Source organism: Nonomuraea sp. NPDC049750, assembly GCF_040659625.1.
In the GTDB taxonomy this organism is placed as follows: Bacteria; Actinomycetota; Actinomycetes; order Streptosporangiales; family Streptosporangiaceae; genus Nonomuraea.
On sequence record NZ_JBFANB010000007.1, the window covers coordinates 37468 to 50435 of the forward strand.

Genomic DNA, 12968 nt, shown 5'->3' on the forward strand with positions numbered 1-12968 from the left:
CCATCAGGAGGCCGCCGTGCCGACTCCTCGTGATCGCCAGGCCCGCATAGCCACGTTCGTCGTGTACGCGGTGCAGGGCCTCTCGTTCATCACGCTGCTCGCCCAGGTCGCGAACCTGCAGACCAAACACCGGCTCGACGAGGGCGCCCTGACGATCCTGCTGCTCATCGTGCCGATATTCGCCGGGCTGGGTAGCGTGGGCGCCGGGTGGTTCGCCTCGCGCAAGGGGAGCAAGCCGCTGCTCCGCCTCGCACAGCCGGTCGTGGCCGTCGCCGTGGTGCTCATCAGCCTCGCGCCGAGCGTGCCGCTGCTGGTGCTCGCGTTGCTGCTGTTCGGCCTCGGGCTCGGCGCGGTCGACGCGGGCATCAACATGCAGGGCGTGGCGGTCGAACGTCGTTACGGGCGGGCCGTGCTGAACGGTTTCCACTGTATGTGGAGCGTGTTCAGCACGGCCGGGGCGCTGTGGGCATCGGTCGCGGCCGAGCTTCCCTTGATCGTCACGATGACGGTTCCGATGGTCGTGGCGGTGGCGGGCTCCCTGTACGCCGGGCCACAGTTGTGCACCGTCGAGGAGGAGAAGGTCGAGGAGAGCGCCGCGACGGCCGCCGGCGGGTTCCCGTGGAAGCCGATCATCCCGCTCTGCCTGGCGATGGCCTTCCTGTACGTCGGAGACGCCTCCGTCTCGAACTTCAGCACCGTCTACATGCAGCAGGTGCTGACCGCGACCCCCGCGGTCGTCCCGCTGGCCTACGCCGCCTACCAGGCCACCACGCTGCTGATCAGGCTCGGCGGCGACGTCGCCGTCAGGAAGTACGGACCGGCGGCGATCGTCAGGATCGGCGGCGGGATCGCCACCCTCGGTTTCCTGGGCATCGTCCTGGCGCCCAACCAGCCGCTGGCCATCCTGGCGTTCGGCCTGACCGGGGTGGGGCTGTCGGTGATCGCGCCGCAGTCGTTCTCGGCGGCGGGGCGGCTCGACCCGGCGGGGACGGGGGTGGCCATCGCGCGGGTCAACATGTTCAACTACGTCGGCTTCATCGTAGGCGCGGCGCTGGTCGGCGGCATCGCCAGCGCCAGCGACATGCAGGTGGCGTTCGCCGCGCCGCTGGTGCTGTCCGCCGTGATCATCGTCCTGGCCAGGGGCTTCGAGCCGCGACGGGTCAAAGAGGCCGCATGACAGTCAGCCGACCCCTAGGTAGGCGAGGCTCCGCCGTACGTCGTGGACCGGCTCGTCCCCCGGACCGGACAGGACCACGTCCTGCTCCATGACGTACCAGCCCTGGTAGCCGCTGCTCTCAAGGCCGGAGACGATGCCCGTGATGTCCACATCGCCCTGCCCGAGCGGCCGGTAGACGCCCGCCCGCACGGCCTGCGTGTACGTGAGCTCGCCGCGGGCGATCTGCCGGGCGAGCGACGCGTCGACGTCCTTGAGATGGACGTGCGCGACGCGGCCGGGATCGGCCGCGGCCAGGGCGGCCGGGTCGGTTCCGCCGATCAGCAGGTGACCGGTGTCGAGGCAGAGCGGGATCGAGCTGCCGCCGAGCACCCGGTCGACCTCCTCGCGGGTCTCGATCATGGTGCCGACGTGCGGGTGGAGGGACGCTCCACGGCCGTACGCCGCGGCGATCCGGTCGAGGTTGGCCAGCAGCGTCGCCCAGCCCTTCTCGTCGAGGACCGGCCGGGTGTCGTAACCGTCGGCGCCGGTGGCCGCCGCCAGGACGAGCATGCCCGGCGGGTCGGGGGGCAGCCCGGGGAGCGGGTCGTGACCCGGATCGTGCAGCACCACGGGCACGAACCCGCCCGCGACGCTCAGGCCGTACTCCTCGATGAGAGCGGGTGTCAGGAAGCCGTCCGGGCCCAGCTCGGTCGCGGTGAGGCCGAGGTCGCGCATCTCGGCGAGCACCCGCTCGGGCGGGAGCTGGAAGCCCCAGCCGGGCACCTCGCACACGCCCCACGAGATGGGCGCTCCAGCCAGGTTCATGACGCTACCTCCACCACTCCGACGGGCACGCTCACCGCGCCACCTCCACCACTTGCGACAGACGAGCTCACCGCGTCACCTCCGCGACCTCGACGGGGCGGTGTTCGCGGCGGGAGAGCTCGGCGGCCTCGGCGACGTACAGGGCCGCCAGGGCGTCTTCGATGGAGCACAGGCTCACGTCGCTGCGCAGGAAGCAGTCGATCTCGGCGGCGTACGCGTCGGCGAAGCGGGTGACGAAGTCGGGCCACGGCTCCCCTGGCGGTTGCAGGCCCTCCGAGCTGCTCAGGGGCGCGCGCGGCCCGAGGCCGACGGCCCGGGTGCCCTTCGTGCCGGCCAGTTCCATGCGCACGTCGTAGCCGGCGCCGTTGTAGCGGGAGCCCTGCAGGGTGGCCAGCGTGCCGTCGTCGAGCGTGAGCAGCGCGGCGCTGGTGTCGATGTCGCCCGCCGCGCCGAAGAAGGCGGCGCCCCGGTTCGCGCCGGTCGCGTAGACGGACACCACCTCGCGTCCTGTCACCCAGCGCAGGATGTCGAAGTCGTGGATGTGGCAGTCGCGGTAGAGACCACCGGACAACGGGATGTACTCGGCGGGCGGCGGCGCCGGATCCGCGGTGATGAGGTGAACCCGGTGCAACTCCCCCAATTCGCCACCGCGCAGCGCCATCGCCGCGTCGATGTAACCGGGGTCGAACCTGCGCTGGAAGCCGATCTGCACCCGGTTGCCCCGACTGGCCGCGAGCACCTCCACGGTCTCCTTGACGCTTCCCGCGACCGGCTTCTCGCAGAACACCGGGATGCCCAGCCCGCACGCCTTCAGCAGCAGCTCGGCGTGCGTGCTGGTCGGTGAGGCGATGACCAGCGCGTCCGCCTCGAAGGGGTCGCCCGGCCTGCCGTACGGCGACTCACGGACGGGATCCGAGACGATCAGCTCGTCCACCAGCGGATGTGCGGCCAGGGTGGCCGCGTGAAACGCGCCGATCCTGCCCAAGCCCAGCAGTCCCACGCGCATGGCGCCTCCAATGAGATGGGGATTTCTTTCTAAGCGCGACCTTCTCCATCAGTCAATATTTTGTCCTGACATTCTGACTTTTAAGCCTTGGATGACCGCCGCGGCACGGTGGGCCGGGAGGCGGGCGAAGCCGACCACGACCCCGGGCGGTCCGGGTGTGAGGCGTGTCGGGCCGACCGGGTCGGCGGCCAGGCCCAGCTCGCGCGCCGGCCGTACGAAGGCGTCCTCGTCCGAGCCCGGCGGCAGGTCCAGATAGGCGTGCAGGCCCGCCGCGATGCCCCGGACACGCACTTCGGGCAGGTGCTCGGCCACGGCCTTGACCAAAGCGTCCCTGCGGCGCCGGTACTCCCGGCGCATCCGGCGCAGATGCTTGTCGTAGCCGCCGGTACGCAGGAAGTGGGCCAGGGCGTACTGGTCGATGACCGGCGAGCCCAGATCCAGCTCGCCTCTGGCCTGCCGCATGGACTCGGCCAGCTCGGCGGGGGCCGCCACCCAGCCGAGCCGCAGCCCGGGGGCCAGCGCCTTGCTGACGCTGCCGGACAGGATCACCCGGGCGGGAGCGAGGCCCTGCAGACAGCCGACGGGGTCGCGGTCGAAGCGGAACTCGGCGTCGTAGTCGTCCTCCAGCACGACCCCGCCACTCTCGGCGGCCCACTCCATGAGAGCGGCCCGCCGCGCCGGGGAGAGCACGACGCCGGTGGGGTACTGGTGGGCGGGAGTGATCAGGACCGCGTCCGCGCCGCGCGCCCGCAGTTCCGTCACGACGAGGCCCTGGTCGTCCACCGGGACGGGGACGAGCTCGGCGCCCGCCCGCAGGAGGAGGGGGACCTGGCGGTGGCTGTTCGGGTCCTCGACGGCCAGCCGCAGGCCGCGGGTCCCCTGGGTCAGCACGTGGAGCGCCAGGCTGATCCCCTGGGCCACCCCGCCGACGATCACCAGGTTGTCGGCGCGTACGTCCGCCGCCCGGACCCGCCGCAGGTAACCGGCCAGCTCGTCGCGCAGCTCCGGAACGCCGCCGGGGTCGCCGTAGTCGAACACGTCCGAGGGCATCGTGGTGAGCACGTGGCGTACGGAGGCCAGCCACCGCTCCCGGGGAAAGCAGCCGAGGTCGGGAGAGGTGGGGCGGTGGCCGTAGTGGGGGCTGTAGACCGGGCCACTCGCGGGGACCACGTCCATCGCCGAGCGGGCCGAGGTGGGGGCCACCTGGGTGCCCGCGCCGACGCGGGAGATCAGGAAGCCCTCGGCCACCAGCTGCTCGTACGCCTCGACCACGACGCCCCGCGAGACCTGGAGGTCGGCGGCCAGGTCGCGGCTGGCGGGCAGCCGGGTGCCCGGAGTGAGGCGGCCCTGCCGGATGGACGCGCGAATCTCCGCCGCGATCTGCCCGGCAATGCCCCCTTGATCACGATTTATCGTGACATGTAGGTCGGCCACATTGGTCCATCCTTTTAGCGGGACATTGGACTGCTGCTATGAGCCATTGTGTCCCTAGTCTCCTTTTTATGAGAAGCGGAGTGGCCGGCGCCGCCACCGCCATGTTCCTCGTGGGGACGCTGGCGGGCGTGTCCGGCCTGATCCAGGACTACCCCGTGTACGGCGGGCAGGCGGTGCGCTACCTGGTCGCGGCGGTGATCTGGCTCGTCGTCATCCGGGTGCTCGGCCTGCGGTTCGTCCGGCTGACGTGGCGCGAGACGCTGTTGCTCGTCGGCCTGACGCTGCTCGGGCTGGTGCTGTTCAACATGTGCGTGATCGAGTCGACCCGTACCTCCGGCCCCGCGCTGGTCGGGACCGTACTGGGCACTGTGCCGCTCGCCCTGGCGCTGCTCGGCGGCCGTCCAGCGCCCCGGCTGCTGACCGGCGCGGTGGTCGTGGTGGCGGGCGCGACGCTGGCCACCGGGCTAGGCAGCGGCGACCTGCCCGGCCTGCTGTGGGCGCTGGGCGCGTTGGTGGGCGAGGTCAGCTTCTCGATGCTGGCCATCCCGCTGCTGCCGAAGCTGGGGGCGATCCGGCTGTCGGCGTACTCGACGGTGCTGGCCGTCCCCATGCTGGCCACGATCGGCCTGGTCAAGGAGGGCACCGGCATGCTCCAGACGCCGACCACGGCACAGGCCCTCGGCTTCGTCTACCTGGCGGTGGTGGTGACCGTCCTGGCCTTCTTCCTCTGGTACACCGCACTGCCCAAGCTCGGCCCGGGCCACGCGGGCCTGTTCGCCGGCCTCATCCCGGTCGGGGCGATCACCACCGGCCTCGCTTTGGGCATCGCCACCCCAACGGTCTTCGACCTACTGGGCGCCTCATTGGTGATCGCGGGCATCCTGGTCGGGCTGACCACCACGAGGAAACGGGAACCGGTCCCCGTCAGCTGACAGCCCGCCCCCAGAAGGCCGACTCCGTCTCACGGACCGCCCAGACGGCCAACGCCGCCGCACAGACCACCCAGATGGCCGACGTCGCGCACGTCACGGCGGCCCGCCACCTCCACCGGAGGAGCGTGTCCCTGGACAGGGCCCGGCCACGGTCGGCGGGTGGGGCCCACCGGGCTGGCCGTAAAAAAGACTGGTAGAAAAGATAGGCTCTGTGCGGCGAATGGGGAGGATCATGGGCGAGTTCGATTACAGCGAGTTGCTGCCGCTGGGGGCCGACGAGACGCAATACCGGCTCATCACGCCGGACGGTGTGCGGCGGGTCGAGGCCGCCGGGCGCAGCTTCCTCGAAGTGGAGCCCGAGGCGCTGCGGCTGCTCACCGAGACCGCGATCCACGACATCTCCCACTTCCTCCGCCCTTCGCACCTCGCCCAGCTGCGGAAGATCGTCGACGACCCCGAGTCCAGCGGCAACGACCGGTTCGTCGCGCTCGACCTGCTGAAGAACGCCTCCATCTCGGCCGGCGGCGTCCTGCCCATGTGCCAGGACACCGGCACCGCCATCGTCATGGGCAAGCGCGGCCGCCACGTCCTCACCGACGGGCGCGACGCCGAGCACATCTCGCGCGGCGTCTACGACGCCTACACGCGCCTCAACCTGCGCTACTCGCAGATGGCGCCGCTGAGCATGTGGGAGGAGAAGAACACCGGCAGCAACCTGCCCGCCCAGATCGAGCTGTACGCCGAGGACCCCTACGGCCACGCGGACGAGTACAAACTGCTGTTCATGGCCAAGGGCGGCGGATCGGCCAACAAGTCGTTCCTGTACCAGGAGACCAAGGCCGTCCTCAACGAGAAGCGGATGCTCGCCTTCCTGGAGGAGAAGATCCGCTCGCTCGGCACCGCGGCCTGCCCGCCGTACCACCTGGCGATCGTGGTCGGCGGCACGTCGGCCGAGTACGCGCTGAAGACGGCCAAGTACGCCAGCGCCCGCTACCTCGACTCGATCCCCACCTCCGGCTCCCCCTCCGCCCACGGCTTCCGCGACCTGGAGCTGGAGGCCAAGGTCTTCGAGCTGACGCAGAAGCTCGGCATCGGCGCCCAGTTCGGCGGCAAGTACTTCTGCCACGACGTACGCGTGATCCGCCTGCCCCGGCACGGCGCGTCCTGCCCGGTGGCCATCGCGGTGTCCTGCTCGGCCGACCGGCAGGCCCTGGCCAAGATCACGCCGGAGGGCGTCTTCCTGGAGCAGCTGGAGACCGATCCGGCCCGCTTCCTGCCGGAGACCACCGACGAGCACCTCTCGGACGACGTCGTCACCATCAACCTCAACCGGCCCATGCCGGAGGTCCTGGCCGAGCTGTCGAAATATCCGGTGAAGACGCGGCTCTCACTGACCGGCCCGCTCGTGGTCGCCCGCGACATCGCGCACGCGAAGATCGCCGACCTGCTCGACGCGGGCGGCGAGATGCCGCAGTACCTGAAGGATCACGCCGTCTACTACGCGGGCCCGGCCAAGACGCCGGAGGGCTACGCGTCGGGTTCGTTCGGCCCCACTACCGCCGGGCGAATGGACTCCTACGTTGAGCGTTTCCAGGCCGCCGGCGGCTCGATGGTGATGCTGGCCAAGGGCAACCGGTCGAAGCAGGTGACCGACGCCTGCAGGGAGCACGGAGGCTTCTACCTGGGGTCCATCGGCGGGCCCGCGGCCAGGCTGGCCCAGGACTGCATCAAGAAGGTGGAGGTCCTGGAATATCCGGAGCTGGGGATGGAGGCGGTGTGGAAGATCGAAGTGGTCGATTTCCCCGCGTTCATCGTCGTCGACGACAAGGGTGATGACTTCTTCACCGATCGCACCGGGCCGGTCCTGTCGATCGGCCGCCGCTGACGCTCTCCGCGAACCGGTCGCCGAAAGGATGCCGGGTGAGCCGTCTCCGGCCGCTCGGCACCGGCGGTCGGATGACGCTCAGGCGGCACCCGTCAGGTGAAGCTCAGACGACACCCGTCGTGTGACACTCAGACGGCACTGGTCAGGTGGCACTCAGACGGCACTGGTCATTAACGGATCAAGCGGCCACGAGACCGCGGTGGGGCGCGACCACGGAGCCGTCTGGAAGGAGCAACCCGGTGTCCTCGAACAGCACCACGCCATTGCACAGCAGGCTCCAGCCCTGATCAGGGTGAGCCGAGATCACGTGTGAAGCCTCACGGTCGGGTGAGTCGGCGGTGGGACAAAGCGGGTAGTGACTGCACATCGTGCACCTCTCAGGTGGCGCTCCTGTTGTGGGTTTCAAAAGGGCAGCTGTCGCCCCGACGGCGTGCGAAGGTCCAGTGCGGGTGCGACCGGCCTCTTTGCCGGTCGGCGACGAACCTGACTCTGGCGCATCCTCATCACGTCCCTCAACGAACTCGTCTCGGTTATTGGTTCCGGTAAGCACCAGGGCGTTTGTCCCCAGTGTGACCGCCGCCACTGACAGTTTCGGCCGCCTCCGGGTTCATCCGATCCCCTTAACTTCAGTCTGCCCCTGGGCCCTTACGACACCCTTACAAACTGCTGACGGCTGCGTCAGACCCCTATGAGCAACCCTGCCGGACGCCTGCGAACTTCTTGCGGGCATCGCGCACAATCCTGGTGACCAACTTGGGCCGGATGCCATATCCGCAGGTCAGCGACCAGAGGCAGATTCGGACTGACGCCCTGCCGAGGCCCTGGGGGCACGACAAGGGCGAGCTCGGCGGCCGTAGATCTTGGCGCGTTCCCGAAGCGGGCGGGGGTGCGAAGCCGGGGTGTGGGGCCGGGGAGCCGCTGGCGGACGCTGGTCATCGAGCGCGTTTACCACCATCATGGGAACGCCGCTGGTGTTCGACGCCTGGGAGCACGCCTACTCCCTTATCAACCGGACCGATGTGGACGGCAGGTTTGCTGACGTCACGAGTCAGACCAGTTGACTTAACTTCGCAACATTTTATCGGCCCCGCCTCTACTGGTCGGTTTAGACAAATAGGTAAGCTGCCTGCCATGCGTGCGCCCTCCGGTTACCTACTAGCCGCGCGCTACCGGCTTCTGGAGCCGGTCGGCCGCGGCGGCATGGGTACCGTTTGGCGAGCGCACGATGAGCTGCTCGACCGGGACGTGGCGGTCAAGGAGGTCCGGCTGCCGGCCGTGCTCGACGAGGAGCTGCGGGCCGAGCTGTGCGCCCGCACCGAGCGCGAGGGCCGGGCGACCGCGATGGTCGCGCACCCGTCGGTCATCACCGTGTTCGACGTGGTCACCGAGGACGACCGGCCGTGGATCGTGATGGAGCTGCTTCAGGCCAGGTCCCTTGAGCAGCTGATCCTTGAGGGCGGACCGCTCCATCCCCGCAAGGCGGCCGAGATCGGGCGGCAGATCCTCGGGGCGCTGCGGGCCGTACACGCCAAGGGGATCCTGCACCGCGACGTGAAGCCCAGCAACGTGCTGGTGATGGAGGACCGCGCGGTCCTGACGGACTTCGGGCTGGCCGCACTGGAAGGTGACGTTTCTATTACCCAGGCGGGCATCGTGCTGGGTTCGGCGGGATACATCGCTCCAGAACGGGTGCTGGGGTCGAAGGCCAGTCCGGCCGGTGATCTGTGGTCGCTCGGCGCGACCCTCTACACCGCCGTCGAGGGCCGGGGGCTGCACGGGCGCCGTACTGCCGCCGCCGCGCTGGCCGCGCTCACCAGCGGCGAGCCGATCCCGATGACGAAGGCCGGGCCGCTGGCGCCGGTTCTCGACGCGCTGCTGCGCATCGACCCGCAGACCAGGCTCGACTCCGTACGCGCCTCGTTGATGCTGGCCAGGGTCGCGGCGGGCGGCTCCGCGGAGGAGCCGCTGGCCCCGAGCAGATCGGTACGGCCGGCGCCGGTGATCACCACTCCCTCTTTCGCGCGCCGGCCCGCGCACCGCGGGCTGCACCGAGCGGAGGCGACCACGGCCGCTTTGGCGGTCCCGCCACCACATCAGGAACGTAAACCGGGCGAAGGCGTCCATCGGAAACGGGGCGAACCCCGACCTACACCATCCGCTTATGCCCGTTTCAAAGCGACGGTGATAAAGTTGTGCCTTCCTCGACGGTTCTGGCCAAGAGAACTTCGCAAGCGAGGGTAAAGCACTTCCCAAGCGAGAATCGATATCTTCTTCTCATGCCGGAACAGCAGACACGCCTGCTCGCGGAGCGCTACGAGCTCATCGCGCCCCTCGGCCGAGGGACCATGGGCACCGTATGGCGCGCCCGCGACCGCGCGCTCGGGCGCGAGGTGGCGGTCAAGGAAATCCGCCAGGACCCGGGTCTCACCGAGGAACAGCGGTCTGAGCTGCGCGAGCGCATGGTCCGGGAGGGGCGCATCGCCGCCCGGATCCAGCACCCGTCCGTCGCCGCCATCCACGACGTGCTCATCCACGACAGCAGCCCGTGGATCATCATGGAGCTCATCGAGGCCCGCTCCCTGGAGCAGGTGATCGACGAAGAGGGCCCGCTGCCGCCCCGGCTGGTGGCGGAGATCGGCGTCGACCTGCTCGGCGCGCTGCGCGCGGCGCACTCCCAGGGCATCACGCATCGCGACGTCAAGCCCGGCAACGTGCTCATCACCGAGAACGGCCGCGTGGTGCTGACCGACTTCGGCATCGCCAAGGCCGAGGGCGACTCCCGGCTCACCAAGACCGGCATGGTCATCGGCTCGCCCGGATACACGGCGCCGGAGCGGGCCAGGGGCGAATACACCGGGCCCGAGTCCGACGTCTGGTCGCTGGGCGCGACGCTGTACTTCGCGGTCGAGGGCCGTCCCGCGTACGAGCGGTCCACGATCGCGGAGACGCTCGCCGCGCTGCTGAGCGAGAACGCCGACCCGCCGACCCAGGCCGGGCAGCTGCGGCCGGTGCTGACCGGGCTGCTGGACAAGGACCACAAGCGGCGACTGTCGGCGGCCAAGGCGGAGACCTTGCTCAGGATGATCGCCGACACGCCCACGAGCGAGATGCCGGCGATCACGGCGGAGGCCCTGATCGCCCAGGAGGCCGGCGTGCCCGACTCGAACGACACGGCGCCCGCCGTACAGCCTCCCAAGGCGGCTGGCCCGTGGGGTCCCCCACCCGCCGCCCCCGGCCGAGGAGCTCCAGCCGGTCGGGATGCGCGGACCCCGCACGCCGCGACGGGCCCGAGCGGAATGACGCCGGGCGAAGCGGGTTCTAGCGGCCAGGCGCCGGGCGGGGCGTTCGGTCCCGGCGGGCAAGCCGGTCCGCGCGGGCAGGGGCCGATGGGCGGGCCGCAGGGGCCCGGGCCCGGTCCGAACGCGTTCGGCACGCCCCCGCAGGGCCCCCAGACAGGAGCACAGGCCGCGCGGGCAGGCGGGGCGCCTGGCGCGCAGGCCGCCGGTCCGGCGACCGGAGCGCGGCCACACAGCCCTGCGGGTGCCCCTCCCGGATCTCCCGGGTCTTCCGGATCCACGGGCGCGCCATCCGGCCCTGTGGGCGGCCCGCACGGCTCCACGGGCGCTCCGTCCGGGCCCGGTGGCCCTCAGCGTGGTGCCGGAGGAGCTGGCGCCCCGACCGGGCCTCGTCCGAGCGGTGCGTACGACCCCGAGCGGACCATCAGCGTGGCGCGTCCGAAGACCCCCATGCCCCAGGACCCGTCGCGGCGTGGCTCCGACGAGCAGAGCACCGTCACCACCCGCATCCACCACCCTCCGGGACAGCAGGTCTACCCGGTGCCGCCGCCCCAGCAGAGCCCGCGGGGCCCCCAGCCCGGACCGCCGCCCGGCGGCCCGCAGGCAGGGCCGCCCTACATGGGACCGCAGGCCGGACCCCCCATGGGACCGATGGGGCCGCAGCAAGGGCCGCCGACCGGCCCGCACCCGGGCCCGCCGCGCCCGGCGGGGCAGTCGGGGCAGGAGCGCCAGGCCGGGCAGGGGCTGGGAACGGACCTGTTCGCCATCGCGAAGGAGCCCGAGCAGAGCCCCACGGGCAACCGCAACGGGATGCTGGTCCTGATGGCTGTGGCCGCGGCCGCCGCCGTGGTGATCGCCGTCCTCATCGTGGCGCTGCTGTCCAGCTGAGCCGAGACAACCGCGTCCTGTCGAGCTGAGCCGACACGACCTCACCCTGTCCGACTGAGCTGGCACGGCGTCGTCGTGGCGCCCCTTTCGGGCTGTTCCGGGATGCGTGAGCCAGACTGGGAGGCATGAGCGAGTTCCGCATTGAACATGACTCCATGGGTGAGGTGCGCGTTCCGGTCGGAGCCAGGTGGCGCGCGCAGACGCAGCGGGCGGTGGAGAACTTCCCGGTGTCCGGACGGCCACTGGAGCCGTCGCATATCGCCGCGCTCGGCCTGATCAAGGCGGTCGCCGCCGAGGTCAACGGAGAGCTCGGCGTGCTGGAGAAGGACGTGTCCGAGGCCATCGCCCAGGCCGCGGCCGACGTCGCGGAGAACGAGCACGACGATCACTTCCCGATCGACGTCTTCCAGACCGGTTCCGGCACCTCCTCCAACATGAACGCCAACGAGGTCGTCGCGACGCTGGCCGAGGAGCGGCTGGGCCGTCCCGTACACCCGAACGACCACGTCAACGCCTCGCAGTCGTCCAACGACGTGTTCCCGACGTCGATCCACGTGGCGGCGGCGACGGAGGTGACCTACCACCTGCTGCCCTCCCTGGAACACCTGGCAGCGGCGCTGCGGGCCAAGGCGATCCAGTTCGACCAGGTGGTGAAGTCCGGGCGGACGCACCTCATGGACGCCACGCCTGTGACCCTGGGGCAGGAGTTCGGCGGCTACGCCACGCAGATCGAGCACGGCACCGTACGGGTGAAGACGGCGCTTGGCCACGTGCTGGAGCTGCCGCTGGGCGGTACGGCGGTGGGCACCGGCATCAACACCCCGCCGGGCTTCGCGGAGCTGGCGATCGAGAAGCTGCGTGAGGCGACCGGGATCCCGTTCAGGGAGGCGATGGACCACTTCGAGGCGCAGAGCGCGCAGGACTCCATCGTCGAGCTGTCGGGGCAGCTGAAGGTGGTCGCGGTCTCGCTCAACAAGATCGCCAACGATCTGCGGTGGATGGGCTCCGGGCCGCGCGCCGGGCTGGGCGAGATCAACCTGCCCGACCTGCAGCCGGGCTCGTCCATCATGCCCGGCAAGGTCAACCCGGTGATCCCCGAGGCGACGGCCATGGTCGCGGCGCAGGTGATCGGCAACGACGCCGCGATCACGTTCGCGGGCGCGTCGGGCAGCTTCGAGCTGAACGTGCAACTGCCGGTCATCGCGCGGAACATCCTGGAGTCGATCCGGCTGCTGGCCAACGTCTCACGGCTGCTGGCCGACCGGTGCGTGTCGGGGATCACGGCGAACGTGCCGCGGCTGCGGGAGTACGCGGAGTCGTCGCCGTCGATCGTCACGCCGTTGAACCGGTACGTGGGCTACGAGGAGGCGGCGAAGATCGCCAAGCAGGCGTTGGCCGAGCGCAAGACGATCCGCGAGGTGGTCATCGAACGCGGCCACGTGTCGGCCGGCCGGCTCACGGAGGAACAACTCGATGCCCTGCTGGACGTACTCTCCATGACCCGGCCCGCCGAGTGACGACAGCCCTCAGACCATCCGCCGAGAGA

10 protein-coding genes are annotated in these 12968 nt (G+C 70.4%); 6 read left to right on the top strand and 4 right to left on the bottom strand.

All coding sequences use genetic code 11. The annotated features are described in order from the left end of the window. Positions 1–16 precede the first annotated feature (16 nt). On the top strand, positions 17–1177 hold the full coding sequence (locus AB0J16_RS20495) for an MFS transporter (protein WP_358541535.1): 1161 nt from the start codon (positions 17–19) through the stop codon (positions 1175–1177). Between the two features lie 3 nt (positions 1178–1180). On the opposite strand, the gene AB0J16_RS20500 is transcribed toward AB0J16_RS20495, so the two are convergent. The 3 genes from AB0J16_RS20500 to AB0J16_RS20510 form a co-directional block, all read right to left on the bottom strand. Next, complete coding sequence (locus tag AB0J16_RS20500) at positions 1181–1981, bottom strand: TIM barrel protein (RefSeq protein ID WP_358541537.1); 801 nt, start codon at positions 1979–1981, stop codon at positions 1181–1183. A 67-nt stretch (positions 1982–2048) separates the two neighbouring features. After that, positions 2049–2987, bottom strand: coding sequence for a Gfo/Idh/MocA family oxidoreductase (locus tag AB0J16_RS20505; RefSeq protein ID WP_358541540.1), 939 nt, complete (start codon positions 2985–2987; stop codon positions 2049–2051). 48 nt (positions 2988–3035) lie between these two features. After that, positions 3036–4421, bottom strand: a complete 1386-nt coding sequence (locus AB0J16_RS20510) for a PLP-dependent aminotransferase family protein (RefSeq protein ID WP_358541543.1) — start codon at positions 4419–4421, stop codon at positions 3036–3038. 68 nt (positions 4422–4489) lie between these two features. Between AB0J16_RS20510 and AB0J16_RS20515 the strand changes: the two genes are divergently transcribed. Together AB0J16_RS20515 and AB0J16_RS20520 are read left to right on the top strand one after the other, a co-directional pair. After that, positions 4490–5353 (top strand): DMT family transporter, encoded by an 864-nt coding sequence (locus AB0J16_RS20515; protein ID WP_358541546.1) that lies wholly within the window; start codon positions 4490–4492, stop codon positions 5351–5353. 232 nt (positions 5354–5585) lie between these two features. Further along, on the top strand, positions 5586–7238 hold the full coding sequence (locus tag AB0J16_RS20520) for a fumarate hydratase (RefSeq protein WP_358448808.1): 1653 nt from the start codon (positions 5586–5588) through the stop codon (positions 7236–7238). Between the two features lie 178 nt (positions 7239–7416). Here the strand turns inward: AB0J16_RS20520 and AB0J16_RS20525 are convergent, their stop codons facing one another. Continuing rightward, a complete protein-coding gene (locus AB0J16_RS20525; RefSeq protein ID WP_214639679.1) occupies positions 7417–7605 on the bottom strand; it encodes a DUF5999 family protein in 189 nt (62 codons plus the stop codon). A 764-nt stretch (positions 7606–8369) separates the two neighbouring features. Between AB0J16_RS20525 and AB0J16_RS20530 the strand changes: the two genes are divergently transcribed. From AB0J16_RS20530 to AB0J16_RS20540, 3 genes are all read left to right on the top strand, one after another. Beyond that, positions 8370–9479, top strand: coding sequence for a serine/threonine-protein kinase (locus AB0J16_RS20530; RefSeq protein ID WP_358541549.1), 1110 nt, complete (start codon positions 8370–8372; stop codon positions 9477–9479). Between the two features lie 35 nt (positions 9480–9514). Beyond that, positions 9515–11422, top strand: coding sequence for a serine/threonine-protein kinase (locus AB0J16_RS20535; protein WP_358541552.1), 1908 nt, complete (start codon positions 9515–9517; stop codon positions 11420–11422). A gap of 125 nt (positions 11423–11547) precedes the next feature. Then, positions 11548–12939 carry a class II fumarate hydratase gene (locus AB0J16_RS20540; RefSeq protein WP_358541554.1) on the top strand — a complete coding sequence of 464 codons (1392 nt, stop codon included), beginning with the start codon at positions 11548–11550 and terminating at the stop codon, positions 12937–12939. The last annotated feature ends 29 nt before the right edge of the window (positions 12940–12968 follow it).

Excerpts from the sequence above, each read along its gene's own strand:
- AB0J16_RS20500 (WP_358541537.1), bottom strand. The coding sequence starts at position 1,981 with ATGAACCTGGCTGGAGCGCCCATCTCGTGGGGCGTGTGCGAGGTGCCC.
- AB0J16_RS20505 (WP_358541540.1), bottom strand. The coding sequence starts at position 2,987 with ATGCGCGTGGGACTGCTGGGCTTGGGCAGGATCGGCGCGTTTCACGCG.
- AB0J16_RS20515 (WP_358541546.1), top strand. The coding sequence starts at position 4,490 with ATGAGAAGCGGAGTGGCCGGCGCCGCCACCGCCATGTTCCTCGTGGGG.
- AB0J16_RS20520 (WP_358448808.1), top strand. The coding sequence starts at position 5,586 with ATGGGCGAGTTCGATTACAGCGAGTTGCTGCCGCTGGGGGCCGACGAG.
- AB0J16_RS20525 (WP_214639679.1), bottom strand. The coding sequence starts at position 7,605 with ATGTGCAGTCACTACCCGCTTTGTCCCACCGCCGACTCACCCGACCGT.
- AB0J16_RS20530 (WP_358541549.1), top strand. The coding sequence starts at position 8,370 with ATGCGTGCGCCCTCCGGTTACCTACTAGCCGCGCGCTACCGGCTTCTG.
- AB0J16_RS20535 (WP_358541552.1), top strand. The coding sequence starts at position 9,515 with ATGCCGGAACAGCAGACACGCCTGCTCGCGGAGCGCTACGAGCTCATC.
- AB0J16_RS20540 (WP_358541554.1), top strand. The coding sequence starts at position 11,548 with ATGAGCGAGTTCCGCATTGAACATGACTCCATGGGTGAGGTGCGCGTT.